The following is a 25,167-nucleotide window of genomic DNA, read 5'->3' as shown; positions in this document are numbered from 1 at the left end:
GCCGCGCCGCGTCGCCGGCGTGGCCCTGTCGGTCCGCGGACTTAGGCTCGGACGCATGGCTGATCCCGCCACCTACCGACCAGCCCCCGGGGAGATCCCGGACTCTCCCGGCGTCTACCGCTTCCGGGACGAGCACGGCCGCGTCGTCTACGTCGGCAAGGCCAAGAGCCTGCGCAACCGGCTGAACAGCTACTTCCAGGACATCGCCGGGCTGCACCCGCGGACGCAGCAGATGGTGACGACCGCCGCCGCGGTCCAGTGGACGGTCGTCGGGACCGAGGTCGAGGCGCTCGCGCTCGAGTACTCGTGGATCAAGGAGTTCGACCCCCGGTTCAACGTCAAGTACCGCGACGACAAGTCGTACCCGTACCTCGCCGTGACGATGGCGGACGAGGTGCCGCGCGTGCAGGTCATGCGCGGCGCCAAGCGTCGCGGGACGCGCTACTTCGGCCCGTACGCCCACGCGTGGGCGATCCGCGAGACCGTCGACCTGCTGCTGCGGGTGTTCCCGGTGCGCACGTGCTCGGCCGGGGTCTTCAAGCGGGCCCGGCAGCAGGGTCGTCCGTGCCTGCTCGGCTACATCGACAAGTGCTCGGCGCCGTGCGTGGGGCGGATCGGTGTCGACGAGCACCACCAGCTCGCGCAGGACTTCTGCGACTTCATGGCCGGTGACACCGCCCGGTTCACGCGCCGCCTGACCCGCGCCATGAAGGACGCGGCGGCCGACCTCGACTACGAGCGTGCCGCGCGCCTGCGCGACGACATCAAGACGCTCGAGAAGGCCACCGAGCGCAACGCGGTCGTGCTGTCCGACGGCACCGACGCCGACGTCTTCGCCATGGCGGGCGACGAGCTCGAGGCGGCCGTCCAGGTCTTCCACGTGCGCGACGGCCGCATCCGCGGCCAGCGCGGCTGGGTCGTCGAGAAGGTCGAGGACCTCGACGACGCGGCGCTCGTCGAGCACCTGCTGCAGCAGGTGTACGGGAGCGAGGATCCCGAGGCCGCGACCGCGTCGGTGCCGCGCGAGGTGCTCGTCCCGGTGCTGCCGACCGACGTGGAGCAGGTGCAGGCGTGGCTCACGGGCCTGCGGGGCAGCAAGGTCCAGGTGCGGGTGCCGCAGCGCGGCGACAAGCGCGAGCTGGCCGCCACGGTGCTGCGCAACGCGGAGCACGCGCTCGCGCTGCACCGCACGCGACGCGCGGGGGACCTCACGAGCCGCAGCATGGCGCTCCGCGAGATCCAGGAGGCCCTCGACCTGCCGAGCGCGCCGCTGCGCATCGAGTGCTACGACGTCTCCCACAACCAGGGCACGTACCAGTCGGCCTCGATGGTGGTGTTCGAGGACGGCCTCGCGCGCAAGAACGAGTACCGGCTGTTCACCGTCCGCGGACCCGAGGGCCAGGGGGCGCGCGACGACACCGCCGCCATGCACGAGGTCATCACCCGGCGCTTCCGCCGCTACCTCGCGGAGCGCGCCGACGCGCACGACCCGGAGCTCGACGACGGCGACGAGGACGACGCGCCGCGCAGCGGGCCGGTCGACGAGCGCACCGGCCGGCCGACGCGGTTCGCGTACCCGCCCAACCTCGTCGTCGTCGACGGCGGACCGCCCCAGGTGGCCGCCGCGGCGGCCGCGCTCGCCGAGCTCGGCATCGACGACATCGCCCTGTGCGGCCTCGCCAAGCGCCTCGAGGAGGTGTGGCTGCCGGGGGAGGAGTACCCGGTGATCCTGCGACGGTCGTCCGAGGGGCTGTACCTGCTCCAGCGCGTGCGTGACGAGGCGCACCGGTTCGCGATCACCGCGCACCGCAAGCGCCGCAGCAAGGGCATGACGGTCTCCGTGCTCGACGACGTGCCGGGTCTCGGTCCCGCGCGCAAGGCGGCGCTGCTGCGCCACTTCGGCTCGGTGAAGCGGCTGCGCGCGGCCACGGCCGAGGAGATCGCGACCGTGCCGGGCATGGGTGCGCGCACGGCGGAGGCGGTGGTGGCGGCGCTCGCGGGGCCGCCCGCGACGCAGGACGCGACCGCGTCCGGCACGTCGGTGGACCCGACACCGGAAGAGCCTGGCATCCTGGGGGCATGAGCGAGCCCTCGCCGATCACGGTGCCGACGGGCATCCCCGAGCTCGAGGCGGCCGCCGAGGCGCCCGTCCTCGAGCAGCCCCAGGTGCTGGTCATCACCGGCATGTCCGGTGCGGGCCGCACGCGCGCGGCCGCGGTGCTGGAGGACCTCGGCTGGTACGTCGTCGACAACCTGCCCGCGCAGATGCTGACCCACCTCGTCGGCATGCTGACGAGCGGGCCGGTCGGTACGGGGGCGCGCCGTCTCGCCGCCGTGATCGACGTGCGCGGGCGCGAGTACTTCGCGGCTCTCACCGGTGTCCTCGACCACCTCGAGGGGACCGGCGTCGAGCTGCGGCTGCTGTTCCTCGACGCGTCGGACGAGGTGCTCGTGCGCCGGTTCGAGCAGGTGCGCCGCCCGCACCCGCTGCAGGCCGACGGCCGCATCCTCGACGGCATCGCGCACGAGCGCGCACTGCTGTCGGACCTGCGCGAGCGCGCCGACACCGTGATCGACACGTCCGAGCTCAACGTCCACGACCTCGCACGGGTCGTGCGGTCGGGCGTCGCGGACCCGGGGGACGACGTCCTGCACCTGTCGGTGCTGTCGTTCGGCTTCAAGTACGGCATCCCGCTCGACGCGGACCACGTCGTCGACGTCCGGTTCCTGTCCAACCCGTACTGGATCACCGAGCTGCGCCACCTGTCCGGCCGCGACGCGCCGGTGCGGGACTACGTGCTGGGGCTGCCGGGTGCCACGACGTTCGTCGAGCGCTACGTCGACGCGCTCGAGCCGGTGCTCGCGGGGTACCTGCACGAGGAGAAGCGCTACGCGACGATCGCGGTCGGCTGCACGGGCGGCAAGCACCGCTCCGTGGCGATCAGCGAGGCCATCGGCGCGCGGCTGCGCGAGCGCGGGCACCGGGTGCAGGTGACGGCGCGGGACCTGGGCAAGGAGTGAGCGCGCCGTCGGTCAGCCGGTTCGGTGACCCGACCCGTCCCGCGGTCGTCGCGCTCGGGGGCGGCCACGGGCTCTCGGCCTCGCTCTCGGCGCTGCGGCTCATGACGGACCGGATCACGGCCGTCGTGACGGTCGCGGACGACGGCGGCTCCTCGGGACGCCTGCGCGAGGAGATGGGCGTGCTGCCGCCGGGCGACCTGCGGATGGCGCTGTCCGCCCTCTGCGACGACTCGGAGTGGGGGCGCACCTGGCGCGACCTCCTGCAGCACCGCTTCGCGACGGACGGGCCGCTCGACCGGCACTCCGTCGGGAACCTGCTGATCGTGGCGCTGTGGGAGATCCTCGGCGACACCGTCGAGGGCCTCGACCTCGTCGGCAGGCTCCTGGGCGCTCGCGGTCGGGTGCTGCCGATGGCGTCGGTCCCGTTGTGCATCGAGGCGGACGTGCGCACGGCGGACGGTCGGCGGGAGGTCGTGCGCGGGCAGACGCAGGTCGCCCTGACGTCGCACCGCATCGAGCACCTGCGGCTGCACCCCGAGGACCCTCCCGCCTGCCCGGAGGCGGTCGCGGCGCTGCTGGAGGCCGACTGGGTCGTCCTGGGCCCCGGGTCCTGGTACTCGTCGGTCCTGCCGCACCTGCTGGTGCCGCAGCTGCGTGCGGCACTGGTCGAGACGCCGGCCCGGATCGTGGTGACGCTCAACCTCACGCCCGACCACGAGACCGAGGGCATGCGTGCCGTCGACCACCTCGAGGTGCTCCGTGCGCACGCGCCCGAGCTGTCCTTGCACGCCGTGATCGCCGACCCGGCGTCCGTGGACGACGTCGGTGAGCTGGCTGAGCTCTGCGCGGCGATGGGTTGCCGCCTGCTGGTCCGCCAGGTCCGGCGCGGTGACCAGAGTGCGGTGCACGACCCGCTGCGGCTGGCCGCCGCGCTGCGGGACGTCGTCGAGGACTACCTCGGTGACGTCGGGACTCCTGCCGGGCACCCCGCCGCCGAGGTGTGACCCCGACGGGTGACGGGTCACGGGACGGTCACGACCACCCGGGCGGCAGTGGCAGGATGACGCCATGGCGCTGACAGCACAGGTGAAGGACGAGCTCGCCCGGCTGAAGGTGGACAGGACGTCCTGCCGCAAGGCGGAGATCTCGGCGACCCTGAGGTTCGCCGGCGGGCTGCACATCATCTCCGGGCGCATCGTCATCGAGGCCGAGCTCGACACCGGGATCGCGGCCCGGCGCCTGCGGCAGGCCATCACCGAGATCTACGGTCACGAGAGCGACATCATCGTGGTCTCCGGCGGCGGTCTGCGCCGGGGCAGCCGCTACGTCGTGCGTGTCGTGAAGGACGGCGAGTCGCTGGCGCGGCAGACGGGTCTGCTGGACAACCGGGGCCGTCCGGTCCGCGGGCTGCCGCCGCAGGTCGTGTCCGCGGGGATCGGCGAGGCCGAGGCAGCGTGGCGTGGCGCGTTCCTCGCGCACGGCTCGCTCACCGAGCCGGGTCGCTCGTCGTCGCTCGAGGTCACGTGCCCGGGGCCGGAGGCCGCCCTCGCGCTCGTGGGGGCCGCGCGACGCCTGGGTGTCGCCGCCAAGGCGCGCGACGTGCGCGGCGTCGACCGCGTCGTGATCCGCGACGGTGACGCGATCGGCGTCATGCTGACGCGGCTCGGTGCGCACGACGCGATGCTCGTGTGGGAGGAGCGGCGCGTGCGCCGCGAGGTGCGCGGCACCGCCAACCGCCTGGCCAACTTCGACGACGCCAACCTGCGGCGCTCGGCGCGCGCCGCGGTCGCGGCCGGCGCCCGCGTGGACCGCGCGTTCGAGATCCTCGGTGACGACCTGCCGGACCACCTGCGCCAGGCCGGCGAGCTGCGGCTCGCGCACAAGGAGGCGTCGCTCGAGGAGCTGGGCAAGCTCGCGGACCCGCCGCTGACGAAGGACGCCGTCGCCGGGCGCATCCGGCGCCTGCTGGCCACCGCCGACCGGAGGGCCGCCGAGCTCGGCATCCCCGACACCGAGGCGGGGCTCAGCCCCGACCTGCTCGACCTCTGAGGCGCGCGGGCCCCGTCCCGAGGCGCCGGCCGCGACGCGCATGGTCCAGCATACGAACGGCCGCGCGTGGTGGACCTTCGTCTTGGGCGAGCCCCGTGCCTCGGGGTATAGGCTCGGGGTCATCCGATCGCAACGAGGACGCAACGCGCTGGGCACGACCCGGCCTGTGGTGGTCAGTGGCGGTCGGGACGCACAGCGGCGTGCGTGACCGAACACCAACTGTGTGCGCCGGCTTTGATCGGCGCGTGCCGAGGAGGGCAAGTGACCATCAAGGTCGGCATCAACGGCTTCGGCCGCATCGGGCGCAACTTCTACCGCGCCATCCTGGCCTCGGGGGCCGACATCGAGATCGTGGGTGTCAACGACCTGACGGACAACCACACCCTGGCGCACCTGCTGAAGTACGACACCGTCCTGGGTCGTTTCCCGCAGAGCGTGGACTACGACGACGAGAACATCATCGTCGACGGCAAGAAGATCCGCGCCCTCGCCGAGCGCAACCCGGCGGACCTGCCCTGGGGCGAGCTCGGCGCGGACATCGTCATCGAGTCCACGGGCTTCTTCACGGACGCGACGAAGGCCAAGGCGCACATCGACGCCGGCGCCAAGAAGGTCATCATCTCGGCCCCGGCCAAGAACGAGGACGCCACGTTCGTCGTCGGTGTGAACCACACCGACTACGACGCCGCGGCGCACCACATCATCTCGAACGCCTCGTGCACCACGAACTGCCTCGCCCCCGTGGCGAAGGCGCTCAACGACGCGATCGGCATCGAGCGCGGTCTCATGACCACGATCCACGCGTACACGGGTGACCAGAACCTGCAGGACGGCCCGCACCGCGACCTTCGTCGTGCCCGTGCCGCCGCGCAGAACATCGTCCCCACGACGACCGGTGCGGCCAAGGCCGTGGCGCTCGTGCTCCCGGAGCTCAAGGGCAAGCTCGACGGCTTCGCGCTGCGTGTGCCGACGATCACCGGCTCGGCCACGGACCTGACCTTCACCGCCTCGCGCGAGGTCACGGTCGACGAGGTCAACGCCGCGGTCAAGGCCGCCGCCGAGGGTGAGATGAAGGGCACGCTGAAGTACACCGAGGACGAGATCGTCTCCTCGGACATCGTCACCGACCCGCACCAGAGCATCTTCGACGCGAAGCTCACCAAGGTGAGCGGCGACCTGGTGAAGATCGTCGCCTGGTACGACAACGAGTGGGGCTACTCCAGCAGCCTCGTGAAGCTCACGGAGTACGTGGGCGCGCGTCTCTGACGTCCACGCTCTGAGGCAGTCCATGCGTCCGCGTGCGCCGAGGCCACCGGCCCCCCGCGCCCCGGCGGCTGGGGCGGGGGGGGTCGCGCCCCACACCGTGCCCCCGCCCGGGGGGGGCGACCCAGGCCGCCGGCCAGACCGGCGGCAGGTAGGTAGGTAGGAGACCATGAAGACCATCGACGACCTCGGCGACCTGCGCGGCAAGCGCGTGCTCGTCCGCTCCGACTTCAACGTGCCGCTCGACGGCACCACCATCACCGACGACGGCCGCATCCGTGCCGCGCTCCCGACGATCCAGGCGCTGGTCGCCAAGGGCGCCCGCGTCGTGCTGGTCGCCCACCTCGGACGTCCCAAGGGCACGCCGGACGCCAAGTACTCGCTGGCACCCGTCGCCGCGCGTCTCGGCGAGCTGCTGGGCCAGGACGTCGCGCTCGCGCAGGACGTCGTCGGCGAGTCGGCGAAGGCCACCGTGGCGGGCCTCCAGGACGGGCAGGTCGCCCTCCTCGAGAACGTGCGGTTCGACGCCCGCGAGACGTCCAAGGACGACGCAGAGCGGGGGGCGCTGGCCGACGAGCTCGCGGCCCTCGTCGACGCGTACGTCTCCGACGGCTTCGGGGTCGTGCACCGCAAGCAGGCGTCGGTCTACGACGTCGCGCAGCGCGTGCCGCACGCGGTCGGGCAGCTGGTCCTCAAGGAGGTCGAGTCGCTGCGCAAGGCGACGGACGACCCCGCGCGCCCCTACGTCGTGGTGCTCGGCGGCTCGAAGGTCTCCGACAAGCTCGGCGTCATCGAGAACCTGCTGGGCAAGGCCGACCGCCTGCTCATCGGCGGCGGCATGCTGTTCACGTTCCTCGCGGCCCAGGGCCACGCGGTGGGCAAGAGCCTGCTCGAGGAGGACCAGATCGAGACGGTCAAGGGCTACCTCGCCACGGCGAAGGAGAAGGGCGTGGAGATCGTCCTGCCCGTCGACATCGTCGTCGCCCCGGAGTTCAAGGCCGACGCCCCGGCGACGGTCGTCGCCGCCGACGCGATCCCCGCCGACCAGATCGGCCTGGACATCGGCCCGAAGAGCGCCGAGCTGTTCGCCTCCAAGATCGTCGACGCCAAGACGGTCGTCTGGAACGGCCCGGCCGGCGTGTTCGAGTTCGAGGCGTTCGCGAACGGCACGCGTGCCGTCGCGCAGGCCCTCGTCGACGCCGGCACGCACGGCGCCTTCACCATCGTCGGCGGCGGTGACTCGGCCGCGGCCGTGCGCACCCTCGGCTTCGACGAGGCCGGCTTCGGCCACATCTCCACCGGCGGCGGCGCGTCGCTGGAGTTCCTCGAGGGCAAGACCCTCCCCGGCATCGCTGTCCTGGAGGGCTGACTCGTGGCAGGCACCCGTACCCCGCTGATGGCGGGCAACTGGAAGATGAACCTCGACCACCACCAGGCGACGCACACCGTGCAGAAGCTGGCGTGGACGCTCAAGGACGGCAAGCACGACTACGCGGCCGTCGAGGTCGCCGTGCTGCCGCCGTTCACGGACCTGCGCAGCGTGCAGACGCTGGTCGACGCCGACAAGCTCGAGATCGTCTACGGCGCGCAGGACGTGTCGGCGCACGAGTCCGGGGCGTACACGGGTGAGATCTCGCCCCTGTTCCTCGCCAAGCTCGGCGTCACGTACGTCGCGGTCGGTCACTCCGAGCGTCGTCAGTTCCACCACGAGGACGACGCGCTCGTCAACGCCAAGGTGAAGTCGGCGCTGTCGGCCGGCCTCGTGCCGATCCTGTGCGTCGGCGAGCCGCTCGAGGTCCGCAAGGCCGGCGAGCACGTGCCCCACACGCTGGCGCAGCTCGACGGCGCCCTCGAGGGCCTGTCGGCCGAGCAGGTCGCGGGCATCGTCGTCGCGTACGAGCCCGTCTGGGCCATCGGCACGGGCGAGACCGCGACGCCGGAGGACGCGCAGGAGCTCTGCGAGGCGATCCGCGTGCGCATCGCCGAGCTGTACGACCAGGCCACCGCGGACGCCGTCCGCGTCCTGTACGGCGGGTCCGTGAAGTCGTCGAACGTCGCGTCGATCATGGCGAAGCCCGACGTGGACGGCGCCCTGGTCGGCGGTGCGAGCCTCGACCCCGAGGAGTTCGCCCGGATCGCCCGGTACCAGGCGCACACCGTCGCCTGACGCCTCCACCGGGACCGGGACGTCGCCCTGCGGCGTCCCGGTCCCGGTCCCGGTCGTCCCACGGATCGCGTGATGGTGGATCGCACCGCCCCGCGTCGCCTACCCTGTACCGCGGCACTGCGTCGACGGAGCACGCCGACCACGGCCGTACCGGCACGACACGCACCGACGCCACCCACGGCCACGGTGCACCGCTGCACCGAACCGCCCGAGTGAGGAACCCCACCGACGTGACTGCCCTGCGTATCACCCTCCAGGTGCTGCTGGTTCTCGCCAGCCTGCTGCTCGTCCCGCTGGTGCTGCTGCACAAGGGCAAGGGCGGCGGCCTGTCGGACATGTTCGGGGGCGGCATCACGGCCGGCGCCGGCTCGTCCGGCGTGGCCGAGCGCAACCTCAACCGGATCACGATCGCCGTCGCCCTGCTGTGGACGGTCATGATCGTGCTGCTCGGCCTGATCGAGAAGTTCTCGGAGTAGGGGGACCTGGCCATGGCGAGCGGGAGTGCGATCAGGGGGTCGCGCGTCGGTGCCGGTCCGATGGGCGAGGCGGAGCGCGGAGACGCAGCGCCGCGCGTGTGGATCTCCTACTGGTGCGCGAACGGCCACGAGACCCGGCCGAGCTTTGCCGAGGAGGCCGCCGAGGAGGCGCCCACCACGTGGGACTGCCCGCGCTGCGGGTACCCCGCGGGCCAGGACCCCGAGGCGCCACCGGCGCCCGTCAAGAACGAGCCGTACAAGACCCACCTCGCGTACGTGAAGGAACGGCGCAGCGAGGAGGACGGCGCGGCGATCCTCGACGAGGCGCTGGCCTCCCTGCGCGCGCGACGCGGGCGCTGACGCGTCGCGACCCGACCGCCACGGCGCTGGACGTACCGCGGGCGCCCCCCCCTCCGGGGGCGGCGCCCGAGGCATGCCTGCGGGGCTGGCGCGTCAGCGCACCCGCAGGAGCGCGAAGCCGTCGTAGCCCTTCTCGCCCACGGTCTGCACGACGGTGCCGTCGATGCGGTCGTCCGCGGCGGCCCGGGCGTAGAACGCGCGCACGCCCTGCACGCGCGTGTCGGGGTGCTCGGGGTCGACCACCGCGCCGTCACGCACGACGTTGTCGACCACGATGAGCGTGCCGGGTCGCGACAGCGCGATCGCGCGGTCGACGTACGGCGCGAGCTGCTCCTTGTCCGCGTCGACGAACACGAGGTCGAACGGCTCGGTGCCGGACGCCACGAGGTCGTCGAGCGACGTCAGCGCGGCACCGACGACGAGCTCGACGCGGTCCTGCAGCCCCGCAGCCTCCAGCGAGGCCCGGCCGACGTCGGCGTGCGCCTCGCTCAGCTCGAGGGTGACCAGCCTGCCCTGCGGCGGCAGGGACTGTGCCAGCCACCAGGTGCTGTAGCCGCCGAGCGTGCCGATCTCCAGGACCCGCCGGGCACCGACGGACCGGGCGAGGATCTCCAGCAGGCGCCCCTGGGCGGCGCTCACGGCGATGTCGGGCAGACCGGCGTCGGCGGCGGACGTCCGGACGTCGCGCGCCACGTCCGGCTCGTCGACCAGCGGGGCCACGTACGCGTCGACCGCGGCCCACGCGCGTGCGGCGTTCGAGGCGCTGCGCGGTCGCAGGCCCTCGTCGCCCGCGTGCTCACCGGGGGTGGTCGCGCCGGCCGGGCCGGCGGCCGGCACCGGCGGCGCGGCGGCCAGGTCGAGCAGCCACAGGGTGCGTTCGGTGCCGCGTGCGCCGGCGGCGGGCGTCGTGCGGACGTCGACACCCGCGAGTGCGCGCGCCACCGCGGGCGCCTTCTCGGCCCCCGCGGCCACGACCCACACCTCGCGTGCGGACCGGATCAGCGGGAAGGTCAGCGACACGCGCTCGGAGGGCGGCTTGGGGGAGTCGTGCTCCGCGACGACCATGGCGTTCGCCTCGAACAGCGAGGTCCGGTCGGGGAAGAGCGAGGCGATGTGGCCGTCGGGCCCCATGCCGAGCAGGAGCACGTCGAACCGGGGCGCGAGCCCGCTGCCGGCCGCGTGGGCGCGCAGCTCGGCGGCGTAGCGGCGTGCAGCGGTCTCGCCGTCCGGCACGTCGTCCGAGAGCGCGGGGACGGGGTGGACGTTGCCGGCCGGCAGCGCGTCACCGAGCGCGTCGATCAGCGCGTCGCGGGCCTGCGTCTCGTTGCGGTCCGGGTCGCCGTCGGGCAGGAAGCGCTCGTCGCCCCACCACAGGTGCACGCCGGTCCAGTCGACCGCGTCGCGGACGGGCGAGGCGGCGACCTCGCGGAGCGCGGCGATGCCGACCGTGCCCCCGGTGAGGACGACGTGGACCGGCGAGCGGTGCGACTGCAGGTCCACGAGCCGGGTGAGCAGCCGGGCGGCGGTCGCGGCGGCGAGCACCTCGGCGTCGGGGTGGACGAGGACCTCGAGCGGGGCGGGGGTCATGCGTCTCCTCCTGTGCCCGGCGCCGCCGGGCGTCGTGGGTGTCCGGCCGGAGCCCGGACCCGGGCCGGTCTCACGCGTCGATGCGGGCGAGACCCTTCTGCAGGACGTCGCCGTACACCTCGTCGGCGTCGAGCCGGCGCAGCTCCTCGACCAGGCACTCGCGCAGCTGGCGGATCGGCAGGGCGATGCGGTGCTCGGGCTGGTCGGGCTGGCGCAGCGCGGCCGTCTTGCCGTCGGGCCGGTCGAGCACGATGTCGCCCGACGTGCGCTCGAGGCGGACCTGCGTGATGGCGGGCGCACCGGGGACGCGCTCGATCTCGACGGGGCAGCGCAGCGACTGCGCGAGCCAGGCCGCCATGAGGTCGACGGACGGGTGGGTGCTCTCGCCGATGACCACGGCGCGGTGCACGGGCTCGAACGGCGGCTGGTCCAGCGTCGCCGCGATCAGGCCGCGCCACAGCGTGGCGCGCGTCCACGCGAGGTCGGTGTCGCCGTCCTCGTAGACGCGTGCCAGGTCGCGCAGCGCGCGGCTGGGGCGCGGGCAGGTCGTGGTGTCGGTGATGCGGCGCTGCGCCATGCGGCCCAGGGGGTGCTCCGAGGGGTTGGCCGGGACGTCGTACGGCCACCACACGACGATCGGGGCGTCGGGGAGGAGCAGCGGCATCACGAGGGTGTCGACGTGGCGTGTGACGCCCCCGGAGATGCGCAGGATGACGACCTCGCTGGCACCCGCGTCCCCGCCGAGCCGGATCTGCGCGTCGAGGCCCGCCTCGCGCTCGCCCGTGCGCTCGGTGATGACGATGATGCGGCACGGGTGCTCGCGGCTCGCGGCGTTGGCGGCCTCGATGGCCTCCTCGGGGTCGTGCGCGTCGGCGTCGATGATGAGCGTCAGCACCCGGCCGAGAGCGATCGCACCGCCCTCGTCGCGCGCCTTGATCAGGCGCTTGTTGATGTCCCGGGTGGTGGTGTCGGGCAGGTCGATGATCACGGGAGCCTCCAGGCGCGACCGTCGCGCGCCATCATCTCGTCGGCCGACGCCGGCCCCCAGGTGCCGGCGCGGTACTCGTCCGGCGTGCCCTTGGAGGCCCAGTACTCGGTCACGGGGTCGAGGATCTTCCAGGAGAGCTCGACCTCCTCGTGCTGCGGGAACAGCGGGGGGTCGCCGAGCAGGACGTCGAGGATGAGGCGCTCGTAGGCCTCGGGGGAGGACTCGGTGAACGCGTGGCCGTACCCGAAGTCCATCGTGACGTCGCGCACCTCCATCGCCGTGCCGGGCACCTTCGCGCCGAACCGCAGCGTCACGCCCTCGTCGGGCTGCACGCGGATGACCAGCGCGTTCTTGCCGAGCTCGGACGCCGCGGTCGCCTCGAACGGCAGGTGGGGCGCCTTCTTGAAGACCACTGCGATCTCGGTGACGCGCCGGCCCAGCCGCTTGCCGGTCCGCAGGTAGAACGGCACGCCGGCCCACCGGCGGGTGTCGATGTCGACACGGATGGCCGCGTAGGTCTCCGTCGTGGAGTGGGGGTTGAAGCCCTCCTCCTCGGCGTACCCGACGACCTTCTCCCCGCCCTGCCAGCCGGCGGTGTACTGCCCGCGGGCGGTGTTGCGGCCCAGGTCGCGGGGGAGCCGCAACGCCGAGAGCACCTTGGTCTTCTCCGCGCGCAGGGCGGCCGCGTCGAAGGAGACGGGCTCCTCCATCGCGGTCAGCGCGAGGAGCTGGAGCAGGTGGTTCTGGATGACGTCGCGCGCCGCGCCGATGCCGTCGTAGTACCCCGCGCGGCCGCCGATGCCGATGTCCTCGGCCATGGTGATCTGCACGTGGTCGACGTAGTTGCCGTTCCAGATCGGCTCGAACAGCTGGTTCGCGAAGCGCAGGGCCAGGAGGTTCTGGACCGTCTCCTTGCCCAGGTAGTGGTCGATCCGGAAGATGTCGTCGGGCCGGAAGACCTGGGACACGATGTCGTTGAGCTCACGTGCCGACTCGAGGTCGTGGCCGAACGGCTTCTCGATGACGACGCGCCGCCAGGTGCCCTCCTTCGGCTGTGAGAGTCCCGAGCGCGCCAGCTGCTGGCACACGACCGGGAACGAGCTGGGCGGCACCGACAGGTAGAACGCGTGGTTGCCACCGGTGCCGCGTGTGACGTCGAGCTCCTCGACGGTCTTGCTGAGCCGGTCGAACGCGTCGTCGTCGTCGAAGGTGCCCTGCACGAAGCGGATGCCCTCGGACAGCTGACGCCACGTGGCCTCGCGGAACGGCGTGCGCGCGTACTGCTTGACGGAGTCGTGGACGACCTCCTCGAAGTCCTGCGTCTCCCAGTCGCGACGGGCGAAGCCCGTCAGCGCGAACCCGGGGGGCAGCAGCCCGCGGTTCGTCAGGTCGTAGACGGCAGGCATGAGCTTCTTGCGGGCGAGGTCGCCCGTCACGCCGAAGATGACGAGGCCGCAGGGTCCCGCGATCCGCGGCAGCCGCCGGTCGCGGGCGTCGCGCAGCGGGTTCTCGTGCGGTCCGACCTTCGCGGGGCTCACCTGTCGGCCTCGGCCGCGTCGGCGGCGCGCGCGATGCCGGCCTCGACCGTGCCCAGGAGCTCGGCCCACGAGGCCTCGAACTTCTGCAGCCCCTCGGTCTCGAGCTGCTCGGTCACGTCGTCGACCGAGATGCCCAGGGCCTCGATCCGGTCGAGCAGCGCGGCCGACGCGTCCTGGGTCCCGCTGACGGTGTCGCCGCGCACGTTCCCGTGGTCGGCGACGGCGTCGAGCGTCTTCTCCGGCATGGTGTTGACGGTGCCTGCGACGACGAGCTCGTCGACGTACCGCGTGTCGGGGTACGCGGGGTCCTTGACCCCGGTCGAGGCCCACAGGGGCCGCTGCGGGCGCGCGCCCGCGGCCGCGAGGGCCTGCCACCGCTCACCGGTGACGACGTCCTGGTACACGCCCCACGCGAGGCGCGCGTTGGCGATCGCCGCCGTGCCGCGCAGCGCGGCGGCCTCCTCGGTGCCGAGCGCGTCGAGCCGGGGGTCGATCGCGGCGTCCACGCGCGAGACGAAGAACGACGCGACGGAGGTGATGGGTGCCAGGTCGAGCCCGGCGGCGTGCGCCTGCTCCATCCCGTCGAGGAAGGCGTCGAGCACCGCGCGGTAGCGCTGCAGCGAGAAGATCAGCGTGACGTTGACGCTGATGCCCTGCGCGAGGGCGGCCGTGATCGCCGGCAGGCCCTCGACGGTCGCAGGGATCTTGACGAAGAGGTTGGGTCGCTCGATCTCGGACCACAGGGTCTCGGCCGACGCGAGGGTGGCCGCGGTGTCGCGTGCCAGGCGCGGGTCCACCTCGATCGACACGCGGCCGTCGAGGCCGTCGGTCGCGTCGTAGACGGGCCGCAGGACGTCGCACGCGTCGCGCACGTCGTCCGTCGTGATCCGCAGGACGGCCTCCTCGACCGCCGCGCCGTCGGCCGCGAGCGTGCGCAGCTGCGCGTCGTACGCGTCGCCCTGCGCGACCGCGGAGGCGAAGATCGTCGGGTTCGTCGTGACGCCCACGACGCCGCGAGCGACGAGGTCGCTCAGGCCTCCCGAGACGATCCGCTGACGGGACAGGTCGTCGAGCCAGACGGCCACGCCCGCGTCCCGCAGCGCGTGCAGGGGGGTGGTGATGGAGGTCATGGTCGTTCCCCTTCGTCGCACGAGGTCCTTCGCGTCCTGCGCGTGGCGGGGCCGCCCGGGGGCGGCTCCGCCACGTTCGATCGTCAGGCGGGCAGGTCGCCCGTCCCGGACTGCGTCGGCGTGCCGGGGGCGCCGGCCGACCGGTCGTCCCCGCGCGCCGCGGCGAGCGACTCGTGCGCCGCGGCCACGACGGCCTCGGCGGTGATCCCGAACTCTCGGTACAGCGTCTGGTAGTCCGCCGAGGCGCCGTAGTGCTCGATGGACACCGAACGGCCGGCGTCGCCGACGATCTTGTGCCACGACATCGCGATGCCGGCCTCGACCGACACCCGCGCACGCACGGCGGAGGGCAGCACCGACTCGCGGTACTCCTCGTCCTGCTCGGCGAACCACTCGAGGCACGGCGCCGACACGACGCGCGTGGCGACGCCCGCCGCCTCGAGCGTCTCGCGCGCCTCGACCGCGAGCTGCACCTCGGAGCCGGTGCCGATGAGCACGACGTCCGGCGTGCCGGACGACGCCTCGAGCAGCACGTACGCGCCGCGGGTGACGCCGTCGGTCGTGGCGAAGCCGTCCTCGCCGCGCGGGTACGTCGGCACGTTCTGCCGCGTGAGGACGAGCGCCACGGGGCCGTCGGTCCGCTCGAGCGTCGCGCGCCAGGCGGCCGCCGTCTCGTTGGCGTCCGCGGGGCGCACGACGGCGAGGCCGGGGATCGCGCGGACGGCGGTGAGGTGCTCGACCGGCTGGTGCGTCGGGCCGTCCTCGCCCAGGCCGATCGAGTCGTGCGTCCACACGTACGTCACGTTGACGCCCATGAGGGCCGCGAGGCGCACCGCGCCACGCATGTAGTCGGAGAACGTGAAGAACGTGCCGCCGTAGGGCCGGGTCAGGCCGTGCAGGCGGATGCCCGAGAGGATCGAGCCCATCGCGTGCTCGCGGATGCCGAAGTGCAGCGTGCGGCCGAACTCGTCGCCCGCGAACTCGTGCGAGGAGCGGTGCGCCGGCAGGAACGACGGCTCACCCTTCATGGTCGTGTTGTTGGAGCCCGCGAGGTCGGCCGAGCCGCCCCACAGCTCGGGCAGCACGGGCGCGAGCGCGGACAGCACCTCGCCGGACGCGGCGCGCGTCGCGACGGACTTGCCGGCGGGGAACGTCGGCAGCGCGTCGGTCCAGCCCTCGGGCAGCGCGTCGGCGCGCAGGCGGTCGAGCAGCGCCTTGCGGTCGGGGTTGGCGGCGGCCCACGCGTCGAAGGACTCCTGCCACGCCGCACGCTGGGTCGCGGCGCGGTCGGCGAGCGAGCGCGTGTGCGCGATGACCTCGGGCGCGACCTCGAAGCTCTTCTCGGGGTCGAACCCGAGGATCTCCTTGAGGCCGCGGATCGCGTCGCCGCCCAGCTTCGAGCCGTGCGACGAGTGGTCGTCGGTCTTGCCGGGGGTGGGCCACGCGATGAGCGTGCGCAGGCCGATGAACGACGGCTTGTCCGTCACGGCCTTGGCGGCCTCGATCGCGGCGTGCAGCGCGTCGACGTCCTCGCGGTACTCGCCGCCCGCGGTCCAGTCGACGAACTGGACGTGCCAGCCGTACGACTCGTAGCGCTTGAGCACGTCCTCGGTGAAGGCGATCTGGGTGTCGCCCTCGATCGAGATGTGGTTGTCGTCCCACAGGACCACGAGGTTGCCGAGCTCCTGCGTGCCGGCGATCGACGAGGCCTCGCTCGTCACGCCCTCCTGCAGGTCGCCGTCGGAGGCGATGACGTACACGTGGTGGTCGAACGGGCTGGTGCCCGGGGCGGCCTCGGGGTCGAGCAGGCCGCGCTCGCGACGCGCCGCCATGGCGAAGCCGACGGCGGACGCCAGTCCCTGGCCCAGGGGGCCGGTCGTGATCTCGACGCCGGCGGTGTGCCGGTACTCGGGGTGGCCGGGGGTCTTGGAGCCCCACGTGCGCAGCGCCTCGAGGTCCTCGAGCTCCAGGCCGAAACCGGCCAGGTAGAGCTGGATGTACTGCGTGAGGCTCGAGTGCCCCGCCGACAGCACGAACCGGTCGCGGCCGAGCCAGTGGGGGTCGGTCGGGTCGTGCCGCATGACCGTCTGGTAGAGCAGGTAGGCGGCCGGCGCGAGGCTGATCGCCGTACCGGGGTGTCCGTTACCGACCTTCTCGACCGCGTCCGCCGCGAGCACGCGGGTGGTGTCCACCGCACGCAGGTCAAGGTCGGACCAGCCGACCTTGGTGGCCAGGGGAGCCTTCGCGTTCACCGCACCTCATTCCCGTCCCGCACGCGCGGGGCGTCGTTCCGAGCGTCTCCGGTCAGCGGCCGCGCGAGGGCGGTGCGTCCGGCTGGGACCCCGTCGCATCGTCGGACGGGGATGTCTGCTGGTGGCGAGCCTATAGCGCACCGACGTGGTCATGCTCACCCGGTCCACCGGCACGGCAATCGATTGCCACCCGTGCCGGCGGGCCTGGGCGCCGCTCGGTGAGCCGCGGTGCGACGGATCTCACGCGCCGGGACCCGTCCTGCGGGGGTGGCGCCCGCCCGCCCGACGGGCAGGGTGCGTACCATGGCGGACGGGACCTCGGTCCCGGTTGCCCCACCGTCAGGTCGGCGGCAGCCCCGGTCAGCCCTCCCGAACGGAAACCGAAGCGCGTGCGCCTGTCCACCCCCGCGTCCCCCGACGTGAGCAGCCCTGGTGCCGTCGTCGGCCCGGCAGCCGAGGTGGACGGGGGCGAGCCGCAGAGCAGCGACGACGCGACCGCGACGCCGCGCGGACGCCTCGCCCGCGCGTGGTCGACGGCGCTGGGCACGGTCGGCGGGTACGTCGCGCTGACCAAGCCGCGGGTCATCGAGCTCCTGCTGATCACCACGATCCCCACGATGTTCCTGGCCGCGCGTGGCCTGCCCTCGCTCACCCTGGTCGCCGCGACGCTCGTCGGGGGCGCAGGCGCCGCGGGCGCGGCGAACACGCTCAACCAGTACCTCGAGCACGACATCGACGCGGTGATGAACCGCACGCGGCGGCGCCCGATCGTCACGGGCCGGATCACGCCGCGCGCCGCGCTGGTGTTCGGGCTCGTCCTGGGCGCGGTGTCGCTCACGTGGATGTGGGTGGTGGTCAACCCCCCGTCGGCGATGTGGACCGCCTCGGCGATCCTCATCTACGTCGTCGGCTACACGATGATCCTCAAGCGACGCACGCCGCAGAACATCGTGTGGGGCGGCGCGGCCGGGTGCATGCCGGTCGTCATCGGGTGGTCCGCCGTCACGGGCGGGATCTCCTGGGAGGCGGTGCTGCTGTTCGGCGTCGTGTTCTTCTGGACGCCGCCGCACTACTGGCCGCTGTCGATGAAGTTCCGGCGTGACTACGCCGCCGCCGGGGTGCCCATGCTGCCCGTCGTGGCCGCCGACACCCGGGTCGCGCGGCAGATGATCCTCTACACCCTCGCGATGATCGCGTGCTCGCTGCTGCTGGTGCCCGTCGGCGGGATGACGTGGGTCTACGCGGCGGTCGCGGCCGCGCTCGGCGCCTGGTTCCTGTGGCTGTGCGTCGGCCTGCTGCGTCGCGCCCGCGACCCGCGCCACCCTCCGCTGCGCGCCATGACGGTGTTCCACGGCTCGATCACGTACCTGACGCTCCTGTCCGTCGCCGTCGCGGTGGACGTCTTCCTCCCGCTGTGACACGGCGGACGTGGCCGACCGTCTGACCTCCGCGCTCGAGGGCTACCTCGCGCACCTCGCGGTCGAGCGCGGCCTGGCCGCGCACACGCTGGCCGCCTACCGGCGCGACCTGACGCGGTACGTCGAGCACCTGCGCGCCGCCGGACGCACGGACCCCGCGCAGATCACCGAGCGCGACGCCGAGGACTACGTCACCGTGCTGCGCACCGGCTCCGACGGGCGCGCCGTGCTGTCGCCGGCGTCCGCCGCCCGCAGCGTGGTCGCGCTGCGCGGCTGGCACCGGTTCCTCGCGCTCGACGGCCTGGCGCCGACCGACGCCGCGGCCGAGGTGCGTCCGCCCGCGCAGCCGCGCCGCCTGCCCAAGGCCATCTCGGTCGACGACGTGGGCCGCCTGCTCGACGCCGCGGGGCTCGGCGACGGGCCCGTGCCGCTGCGCGACCGCGCGCTGCTCGAGCTGCTGTACTCCACGGGCGCGCGCATCTCCGAGGCGGTCGGGCTCGACGTCGACGACCTCGACCTGACCCCCGGCCGTGCGGCCGTGCGCCTGCTCGGCAAGGGCCGCAAGGAACGCGTCGTGCCGGTCGGCTCCTACGCGGCACGCGCGGTCGAGGCGTACCTGGTGCGCGGTCGGCCCGCGCTCGCGGCGGCCGGTCGGGGCACGGCGTCCGTCTTCCTCAACACCCGCGGGGCACCGCTGAGCCGCCAGTCGGCCTGGGCCGTGCTGCGCGTGGCGGCCGAGCGCGCGGGCCTCGGGTCGGACCACGTCTCCCCGCACACGCTGCGCCACTCGTTCGCGACGCACCTGCTGTCCGGCGGTGCCGACGTGCGGGTCGTGCAGGAGCTGCTGGGGCACGCGTCGGTCACGACGACGCAGATCTACACGATGGTGACGCCGGACACGATGCGTGAGGTGTACGCGGCCAGCCACCCGCGCGCGAGATGACGCGGATCGCACGCCGCCCGGTCTGTCGCGGCGGCTCACGTGCCCTGCTCGGGTAGGTTGTCCGCGAGGTGGGCCCGGACGGGCGACGGGGAGCAGATGGTGAGCCGATGAGCCAGGAGACGACCGAGCAGCCGCTCGACGCGGTGGGACGCCCGCTGCCGGTATTCCCCGTGCCTGCGCCGTTGGCGTCGCACGGGCCGGCGCGCGTGATCGCGATGTGCAACCAGAAGGGTGGCGTCGGCAAGACGACGACCACCATCAACCTGGCCGCCGCGCTCGCGGAGTACGGCCGGCGCGTCCTCATCGTCGACTTCGATCCGCAGGGTGCTGCGTCGGTGGGCCTGGGCATCAGCCCGCACGAGCTGGACCGCACGGTCTACAACCTGCTCATGGAGCGGGACGCGGACATCCACGAGGTCGTGCGGCACACGGCCGTGCCGAACCTCGACCTGCTGCCGGCCAACATCGACCTCTCGGCGGCGGAGGTGCAGCTCGTCGGCGAGGTCGCGCGCGAGTCGGTCCTGTCGCGCGTGCTGCGCCCCGTGATGGACGACTACGACGTCGTGTTCATCGACTGCCAGCCGTCCCTGGGTCTGCTGACCGTCAACGCGCTCACCGCGGCGCACGGCGTGCTCATCCCGCTGGAGTGCGAGTTCTTCGCGCTGCGCGGCGTCGCGCTGCTCATCGAGACGATCGAGAAGGTGCGTGACCGCCTCAACCCGCGCCTCGAGGTCGACGGCATCCTGGCGACGATGTACGACTCGCGCACGCTGCACGCCCGTGAGGTCGTCACCCGGGTGCGGGAGGCCTTCGGCGACACCCTGCTGCACACCGTCATCGGCCGCACCGTGAAGTTCCCCGACGCGACCGTGGCCGCCGAGCCGATCACGCAGTACGCACCGACGCACGCCGGCGCCGAGGCCTACCGCCAGCTCGCCCGCGAGCTCGTGGCGCGTGGCGACGCCGCCTGACGGCGGGCCCGACGCCACGACCGGACGGGGCACGCCGGGGGAGAGCGCACCCGCCGGGTCGTCCGGGTTCGAGGTCCACCTCGACGTGTTCAGCGGCCCGTTCGACCTGCTCCTCGGGCTGATCGCCAAGCACAGGCTCGACATCACCGAGATCGCGCTGGCGCAGGTCACGGACGAGTTCATCGCGCACATCCGTGCGGGCGAGCGTGCCGCCGCGCTCGGCGGCAAGGACTGGGACCTGTCCCAGGCCAGCGAGTTCCTGCTCGTCGCCGCGACCCTGCTCGACCTCAAGGCCGCGCGCCTGCTGCCGTCCGCGCAGGTCGAGGACGCCGAGGACCTCGAGCTGCTGGAGGCGCGCGACCTGCTGTTCGCGCGGCTGCTGCAGTACCGGGCGTACAAGGTGGTCGCCGCGGACCTCGGCGCGCAGCTGGAGGCGGGTGCGCGCCGCCACGGGCGCAGCGTCGAGCTCGAGCCGCACCTGGCGGCGCTGCTGCCCGAGCTGGTGTGGCAGATGGGGCCCGAGCAGCTCGCGGTGCTCGCGGCGCGCGCGCTCGCACCCAAGGCGCCGCCGCCCGGCGTCGACATCAGCCACCTGCACGCGCCGCTCGTCAGCGTCCGCGAGCAGGCGGCCGTGCTGGTCGACCGGCTGCGCCGCGACGGCGCGACGACGTTCCGGGCGCTGACCGCGGACGCCGCGGAGCCCGTCGTGGTGGTCGTGCGGTTCCTCGCGCTGCTCGAGCTGTTCCGCGAGGGCGCCGTGTCCTTCGACCAGGTCGAGCCGCTCGGTGAGCTGACCGTGCGCTGGACCGGCACCGACGACGGTGAGATCGCTGTCTCCGACGACTTCGACCGCGAGGACGCGGCGGGCCCGCTGCCCGTCGAGGACGTCGTCGCACCTGCCGAGCTGGAGGCCGGACCATGAACGAGCACGTGAGACCCGACGCCACCGCGGGCGACCCGGCCGGCGACGACCCGCCCGTCGACGACCCGGCCGTCGACGAGCTCGCGTTCGACGTCGACACGCTGCCCGGCGGCGCGCTCGCCGCGCTCGAGGCCGTGCTCATGGTCGTCGACGAGCCGGTGCCCGCCGTGCGGCTCGCCACGACGCTCGCGCTGCCCACGGACCGCGTCGAGGAGCTGCTCGCCGAGCTTGCTGCCGAGTACCGCGGCGAGCGCGGCACGCGCCCGCGCGGCTTCGAGCTGCGGCGCGCCGGGGAGGGCTGGCGCATCTACTCGGCCGGCGCCTACGGCGACGTCGTGGGGCGGTTCGTCGTCGACGGCCAGACCCAGCGTCTGACGCAGGCCGCCCTGGAGACCCTGGCCGTCGTGGCGTACCGCCAGCCGGTCAGCCGCGGTCAGGTCTCGGCCGTCCGCGGTGTCAACGTGGACGGCGTCATGCGGACCCTGTCGACCCGCGGGCTGGTCGCCGAGGTGGGGCAGGACGCGGCGACTGGTGCAGTCCTCTACGGGACCACGGGATACTTCTTGGAGCGGATGGGCCTGTCGAGCCTCGACGAGCTGCCCCCGCTGGCGCCCTACCTGCCGGACATCGAGTCGCTGGAGGGCATCGACAGCAACACCCACGGACGAGAGGACGGACGATGAGCGGCACGGGAGCGCGTGGCCACCGAGGTGGCGGGCGCGCGGAAGGTGCGGGCCGCCCGGGCGGCGGGACCGGCGGACGGGGGCCGCGCGGTCCGCAGCGCGGGTCGCGACGACCCGCGCAGGTCGCGGAGCCGATCGACGTGCACGACCCCGAGGGCGTGCGGCTGCAGAAGGTGCTCGCGTCCGCGGGCCTCGGCTCGCGCCGCGCGTGCGAGGAGCTCATCGCCGCGGGCCGCGTCAGCGTCGGCGGCCAGGTCGTCACCGAGCTCGGCGTGCGCGTCGACCCGCTGACCGCCGTGATCCACGTCGACGGCATGCGCGTGCAGCTCGACTCCTCGATCATCACCCTCGCGCTGAACAAGCCGGTGGGCGTGGTCTCGACCATGCACGACCCCGAGGGTCGCCCCTCGCTGGCGCAGTACGTCGCCAACCGCGAGGAGCGGCTCTTCCACGTGGGACGCCTCGACGCCGACTCCGAGGGTCTCCTGCTGCTCACCAACGACGGCGAGCTGGCCAACCGGCTGGCGCACCCGTCGCACGGCGTGCCCAAGACCTACCTCGTCGAGGTCGAGGGTCGCGTCCGCGAGGCCCTCGGGCAGCAGCTCAAGCGCGGCATCGAGCTCGAGGACGGCACCGTGCAGGTCGACGAGTTCAAGATCGTCCAGGTGGCCAGCCACGCGAGCCTCGTCGAGGTCGTGCTGCACGAGGGCCGCAACCGCGTCGTGCGCCGGGTGTTCGAGGAGGTCGGTCACCCCGTCGCGCGCCTCGTGCGCACCCGCATCGGCCCCATCCGCCTCGGTGACCTGCGCCCCGGGCGCACGCGCGTCCTGTCGAAGACGGAGGTCGGGTCGCTCATGACGGCGGTGGGCATGTGAGCATCGCCACCACGGGCCCGGTCCGCATCGTCGGCACCGGGCTCCTCGGGGCGTCCCTGGGGCTGGCGCTGCGGCGCCACGGCGTCGAGGTGCAGCTCACCGACCCGTCCCGCACGGCCCTCGCGCTCGCCCGCGACGTGGGCGCCGGGGCACCCGTCGACGGCTCCTCGGCCGAGCCCGTCCTCGTCGTGGTCGCCGCACCGCCCGACGTCACCGCCGACGCGGTCGCGACCGCGCTCGCGGAGCACCCGGACGCGGTCGTGACGGACGTCGCGAGCGTCAAGGGGCACGTGCTCGCCGAGCTGCGCGCCGCGGGCGCCGACCTGACGCGTTACGTCGGCTCGCACCCCATGGCGGGCCGGGAGCGCTCCGGGCCCTCGGCCGCGGTCCCCGACCTGTTCCTGGGGCGGCCCTGGGTCCTCACGGACTCGGGCACGTCGCGCGAGGACGCGCTGCTGGCGGTGCGGCACCTGGCCGTCGACGTCGGCGCCGTCCCCGTCGCGATGGACGCCGACGAGCACGACGCCGCGGTCGCGGTCGTCTCGCACGTCCCGCAGCTCGCGTCGTCGCTGGTCGCGGCGCGGCTGCGCGGTGTCGACGAGCAGGCCCTCGCGCTCGCGGGCCAGGGCCTGCGCGACGTGACGCGCCTGGCCGCGTCCGACCCGGCGCTGTGGACCTCGATCCTGGCGGCCAACGCCGCCGCCGTGCGCGACGTGCTGGTCGCGCTCCGTGCCGACCTCGACGTGGTCCTCGGCGCGCTCGACCTGGCTGCGTCGGCCACCGGGCCGGAGGACGTCGAGCTGGGCGCCCTCGCGGCGATCGCCCGGTCCATCGCGGACGGCGGCACGGGCGCCGCGCTGATCCCCGGCAAGCACGGGGGAGCGCGCAAGCAGTACGCCGTCGTGACCGTCCTGGTCCCGGACCGTCCCGGCGAGCTCGCGCGGCTGCTGGCCGACGTCGGCGGCGCGGGCGTCAACCTGGAGGAGCTGGAGCTCGAGCACGCGGCGGGACGGCCCGTCGGCATGGCGTCGATCGCGGTGCTGCCCGCCCGGGCGGCGCACCTGGAGACCGAGCTGACCGCTCGGGGTTGGAGGCTGGTGAGGTGAGCACCGTCGTGGCGGTGGACGGACCGTCGGGGTCGGGCAAGTCGAGCGTGTCGCGTGAGGTCGCGCGTCGTCTCGGCTTGGCGTACCTCGACACGGGGGCGATGTACCGCGCGGCGACGTGGTGGTGCCTCGACCAGGGCGTGCCCCTGACGGACCAGGCCGCGGTCGCGGACGCGGTCCGCGACCTGCCGCTCGTGGTGGGGGTGGACCCGTCGACGCCCACCGTCGTCGTCGACGGGCGTGACGTGGGGGTCGCGATCCGCACGACCGAGATCTCCTCGCGCGTCAGCGCGGTGGCGACCAACCTCGACGCACGCGCCGAGCTGGGGCGGCGCCAGCGCGCCGTCATCGACGCGGAGCGCACCGGCGGGTGGTCCGGCGGGCGCGGCGTCGTCGCGGAGGGACGCGACATCACGACCGTCGTCGCCCCGGACGCCGACGTCCGTGTGCTGCTGACGGCCTCGGAGGAGGCGCGCCTCGCGCGGCGGGCCCGCGAGCTGCACGGGACCGACGACGCCGCGGCGATCTCCGCGACGCACGACCAGGTCGTGCGGCGTGACGCGGACGACTCGACGGTCGTGCAGTTCCAGGTCGCGGCCGACGGCGTCGTCACGGTCGACTCCTCGGAGCTGGACCTCGAGCAGACGGTGGACGCCGTCCTCGACGTCGTCGAGCGCGCGCGGGCGGCCCGCGCGTGACACGCGCGGCGGCGCGGTCCGAGCCGCACGTGCCGTCGGTGCACGGGCCTCGCTGGTCGCGCTGGGTGGGCCGGTTCCTCGCCCGGGTCGTGTGGGACACCCACGTCACGGGGGCGGAGCGGGTGCCGCGCACCGGTGCGGTGGTCTTCGCGGCCAACCACGTCACGCTCCTGGACGGTCCGCTGCTCGCCGGCACCTCGCCGCGCGGTCTGCACATCCTGGTCAAGGCCGAGATGTTCCGCGGTCCGCTGGGGGCAGTGCTGCGGGCCGCCGGGCAGATCCCGGTCGACCGCACCATGGCACGTGCAGCGCTGCAGTCCGCCGTGGGTGTGCTGCGTCGCGGCGGTGCGGTCGGCATCTTCCCGGAGGGGACGCGCGGGCGCGGCACCGCGGAGCAGCTGCGCGCCGGTGCCGCGTGGCTCGCGGTGAACGGCGAGGCCCGGGTCGTGCCGGTCGCGATCCTCGGCACGCGCCGCACGGGGGAGTCGGCGCGCGGCCTGCCGACGCTGCGGCGGGACCTCGTCGTGGAGTTCGGGCACCCCGTCGACGTGCGCACCGAGGGCCTGTCGCGCCGCGCCGCCGTCGACCACGCGGCCCTCGTCATCCGCGACGCCATGTCCGAGCTGCTCGCGTCGGCGCAGGCGCGCACGGGCGTGCGGCTGCCCGAGGACGACCCGCGCGCGACGGTCTGAGGGCGCGGGACACCGCGCACGGGGGCGT

General features: G+C 73.7%; 23 protein-coding genes. 18 read left to right on the top strand and 5 right to left on the bottom strand.

Annotation, left to right across the window (positions count from 1 at the left end; translation table 11 throughout):
• The first annotated feature begins 55 nt into the window (after nt 1-55).
• The 9 genes from uvrC (at nt 56) to H9657_RS01515 (ending at nt 9,336) form a co-directional block, all read left to right on the top strand.
• Nucleotides 56-2,083: an excinuclease ABC subunit UvrC gene (uvrC, locus tag H9657_RS01555; protein WP_191779620.1), complete on the top strand. Its 2,028-nt coding sequence runs from the start codon at nt 56-58 to the stop codon at nt 2,081-2,083.
• Nucleotides 2,080-3,021 carry an RNase adapter RapZ gene (gene rapZ / locus H9657_RS01550; RefSeq protein ID WP_191779618.1) on the top strand — a complete coding sequence of 314 codons (942 nt, stop codon included), beginning with the start codon at nt 2,080-2,082 and terminating at the stop codon, nt 3,019-3,021. Before uvrC ends, rapZ begins: the two co-directional genes overlap by 4 nt.
• Nucleotides 3,018-4,025 carry a gluconeogenesis factor YvcK family protein gene (locus tag H9657_RS01545; RefSeq protein WP_191779616.1) on the top strand — a complete coding sequence of 336 codons (1,008 nt, stop codon included), beginning with the start codon at nt 3,018-3,020 and terminating at the stop codon, nt 4,023-4,025. Before rapZ ends, H9657_RS01545 begins: the two co-directional genes overlap by 4 nt.
• Before the next feature lie 64 nt (nt 4,026-4,089).
• Nucleotides 4,090-5,070, top strand: coding sequence for a DNA-binding protein WhiA (whiA, locus tag H9657_RS01540; RefSeq protein WP_191779614.1), 981 nt, complete (start codon nt 4,090-4,092; stop codon nt 5,068-5,070).
• A gap of 261 nt (nt 5,071-5,331) precedes the next feature.
• Nucleotides 5,332-6,336, top strand: a complete 1,005-nt coding sequence (gene gap, locus H9657_RS01535) for a type I glyceraldehyde-3-phosphate dehydrogenase (RefSeq protein ID WP_191779612.1) — start codon at nt 5,332-5,334, stop codon at nt 6,334-6,336.
• 166 nt (nt 6,337-6,502) lie between these two features.
• The gene (locus H9657_RS01530) at nt 6,503-7,702 is read left to right on the top strand and encodes a phosphoglycerate kinase (RefSeq protein ID WP_191779610.1); all 1,200 of its coding nucleotides are present in this window, start codon (nt 6,503-6,505) and stop codon (nt 7,700-7,702) included.
• 3 nt (nt 7,703-7,705) lie between these two features.
• Nucleotides 7,706-8,500: a triose-phosphate isomerase gene (gene tpiA, locus H9657_RS01525; protein ID WP_318241221.1), complete on the top strand. Its 795-nt coding sequence runs from the start codon at nt 7,706-7,708 to the stop codon at nt 8,498-8,500.
• Between the two features lie 230 nt (nt 8,501-8,730).
• The gene (gene secG / locus H9657_RS01520) at nt 8,731-8,976 is read left to right on the top strand and encodes a preprotein translocase subunit SecG (RefSeq protein ID WP_191779608.1); all 246 of its coding nucleotides are present in this window, start codon (nt 8,731-8,733) and stop codon (nt 8,974-8,976) included.
• A 12-nt stretch (nt 8,977-8,988) separates the two neighbouring features.
• Entirely contained in the window at nt 8,989-9,336 is a 348-nt protein-coding gene (locus H9657_RS01515) for an RNA polymerase-binding protein RbpA (RefSeq protein WP_191779606.1), read from the top strand.
• A gap of 93 nt (nt 9,337-9,429) precedes the next feature.
• On the opposite strand, the gene pgl is transcribed toward H9657_RS01515, so the two are convergent.
• The 5 genes from pgl to tkt form a co-directional block, all read right to left on the bottom strand.
• Nucleotides 9,430-10,923 carry a 6-phosphogluconolactonase gene (gene pgl, locus H9657_RS19475; RefSeq protein ID WP_191779604.1) on the bottom strand — a complete coding sequence of 498 codons (1,494 nt, stop codon included), beginning with the start codon at nt 10,921-10,923 and terminating at the stop codon, nt 9,430-9,432.
• Nucleotides 10,924-10,993: 70 nt separating this feature from the next.
• Nucleotides 10,994-11,911 (bottom strand): glucose-6-phosphate dehydrogenase assembly protein OpcA, encoded by a 918-nt coding sequence (locus H9657_RS01505; protein ID WP_191779602.1) that lies wholly within the window; start codon nt 11,909-11,911, stop codon nt 10,994-10,996.
• Nucleotides 11,908-13,449: a glucose-6-phosphate dehydrogenase gene (zwf, locus tag H9657_RS01500; RefSeq protein ID WP_191779600.1), complete on the bottom strand. Its 1,542-nt coding sequence runs from the start codon at nt 13,447-13,449 to the stop codon at nt 11,908-11,910. The genes H9657_RS01505 and zwf overlap by 4 nt, the downstream gene beginning before the upstream one ends.
• Nucleotides 13,446-14,579 (bottom strand): transaldolase, encoded by a 1,134-nt coding sequence (tal, locus tag H9657_RS01495; protein WP_225214354.1) that lies wholly within the window; start codon nt 14,577-14,579, stop codon nt 13,446-13,448. Before tal ends, zwf begins: the two co-directional genes overlap by 4 nt.
• A gap of 83 nt (nt 14,580-14,662) precedes the next feature.
• Nucleotides 14,663-16,831: a transketolase gene (tkt, locus tag H9657_RS01490; RefSeq protein ID WP_191779598.1), complete on the bottom strand. Its 2,169-nt coding sequence runs from the start codon at nt 16,829-16,831 to the stop codon at nt 14,663-14,665.
• Nucleotides 16,832-17,370: 539 nt separating this feature from the next.
• On the opposite strand from tkt, the gene H9657_RS01485 reads away from it, so the two are divergent.
• From H9657_RS01485 to H9657_RS01445, 9 genes are all read left to right on the top strand, one after another.
• Complete coding sequence (locus H9657_RS01485) at nt 17,371-18,249, top strand: heme o synthase (RefSeq protein ID WP_225214471.1); 879 nt, start codon at nt 17,371-17,373, stop codon at nt 18,247-18,249.
• Between the two features lie 10 nt (nt 18,250-18,259).
• On the top strand, nt 18,260-19,192 hold the full coding sequence (locus tag H9657_RS01480; RefSeq protein ID WP_191779594.1) for a site-specific tyrosine recombinase XerD: 933 nt from the start codon (nt 18,260-18,262) through the stop codon (nt 19,190-19,192).
• Between the two features lie 107 nt (nt 19,193-19,299).
• Nucleotides 19,300-20,163 (top strand): ParA family protein, encoded by an 864-nt coding sequence (locus tag H9657_RS01475; protein ID WP_191779592.1) that lies wholly within the window; start codon nt 19,300-19,302, stop codon nt 20,161-20,163.
• Nucleotides 20,147-21,085 carry a segregation and condensation protein A gene (locus tag H9657_RS01470; RefSeq protein ID WP_191779590.1) on the top strand — a complete coding sequence of 313 codons (939 nt, stop codon included), beginning with the start codon at nt 20,147-20,149 and terminating at the stop codon, nt 21,083-21,085. Before H9657_RS01475 ends, H9657_RS01470 begins: the two co-directional genes overlap by 17 nt.
• A complete protein-coding gene (gene scpB, locus H9657_RS01465; RefSeq protein WP_191779588.1) occupies nt 21,082-21,768 on the top strand; it encodes an SMC-Scp complex subunit ScpB in 687 nt (228 codons plus the stop codon). Before H9657_RS01470 ends, scpB begins: the two co-directional genes overlap by 4 nt.
• Complete coding sequence (locus tag H9657_RS01460; protein ID WP_225214353.1) at nt 21,765-22,643, top strand: pseudouridine synthase; 879 nt, start codon at nt 21,765-21,767, stop codon at nt 22,641-22,643. The genes scpB and H9657_RS01460 overlap by 4 nt, the downstream gene beginning before the upstream one ends.
• On the top strand, nt 22,640-23,749 hold the full coding sequence (locus H9657_RS01455) for a prephenate dehydrogenase (RefSeq protein ID WP_191779586.1): 1,110 nt from the start codon (nt 22,640-22,642) through the stop codon (nt 23,747-23,749). Before H9657_RS01460 ends, H9657_RS01455 begins: the two co-directional genes overlap by 4 nt.
• Nucleotides 23,746-24,447, top strand: a complete 702-nt coding sequence (gene cmk, locus H9657_RS01450; protein WP_191779584.1) for a (d)CMP kinase — start codon at nt 23,746-23,748, stop codon at nt 24,445-24,447. Before H9657_RS01455 ends, cmk begins: the two co-directional genes overlap by 4 nt.
• A 38-nt stretch (nt 24,448-24,485) precedes the next feature.
• Nucleotides 24,486-25,139: a lysophospholipid acyltransferase family protein gene (locus H9657_RS01445; RefSeq protein WP_318241220.1), complete on the top strand. Its 654-nt coding sequence runs from the start codon at nt 24,486-24,488 to the stop codon at nt 25,137-25,139.
• Nucleotides 25,140-25,167: the final 28 nt, after the last annotated feature.

Origin of the sequence: Cellulomonas avistercoris (genome assembly GCF_014836445.1) — a bacterium.
GTDB lineage: Bacteria > Actinomycetota > Actinomycetes > Actinomycetales > Cellulomonadaceae > Cellulomonas > Cellulomonas avistercoris.
This window is presented reverse-complemented; position numbering and strand designations above follow the sequence as displayed.

Coding starts and splice junctions, on each gene's coding strand:
- uvrC (WP_191779620.1), top strand. CDS start 56: ATGGCTGATCCCGCCACCTACCGACCAGCCCCCGGGGAGATCCCGGAC.
- rapZ (WP_191779618.1), top strand. CDS start 2,080: ATGAGCGAGCCCTCGCCGATCACGGTGCCGACGGGCATCCCCGAGCTC.
- whiA (WP_191779614.1), top strand. CDS start 4,090: ATGGCGCTGACAGCACAGGTGAAGGACGAGCTCGCCCGGCTGAAGGTG.
- H9657_RS01530 (WP_191779610.1), top strand. CDS start 6,503: ATGAAGACCATCGACGACCTCGGCGACCTGCGCGGCAAGCGCGTGCTC.
- H9657_RS01515 (WP_191779606.1), top strand. CDS start 8,989: ATGGCGAGCGGGAGTGCGATCAGGGGGTCGCGCGTCGGTGCCGGTCCG.
- pgl (WP_191779604.1), bottom strand. CDS start 10,923: ATGACCCCCGCCCCGCTCGAGGTCCTCGTCCACCCCGACGCCGAGGTG.
- tal (WP_225214354.1), bottom strand. CDS start 14,579: ATGACCTCCATCACCACCCCCCTGCACGCGCTGCGGGACGCGGGCGTG.
- H9657_RS01475 (WP_191779592.1), top strand. CDS start 19,300: ATGAGCCAGGAGACGACCGAGCAGCCGCTCGACGCGGTGGGACGCCCG.
- scpB (WP_191779588.1), top strand. CDS start 21,082: ATGAACGAGCACGTGAGACCCGACGCCACCGCGGGCGACCCGGCCGGC.
- H9657_RS01460 (WP_225214353.1), top strand. CDS start 21,765: ATGAGCGGCACGGGAGCGCGTGGCCACCGAGGTGGCGGGCGCGCGGAA.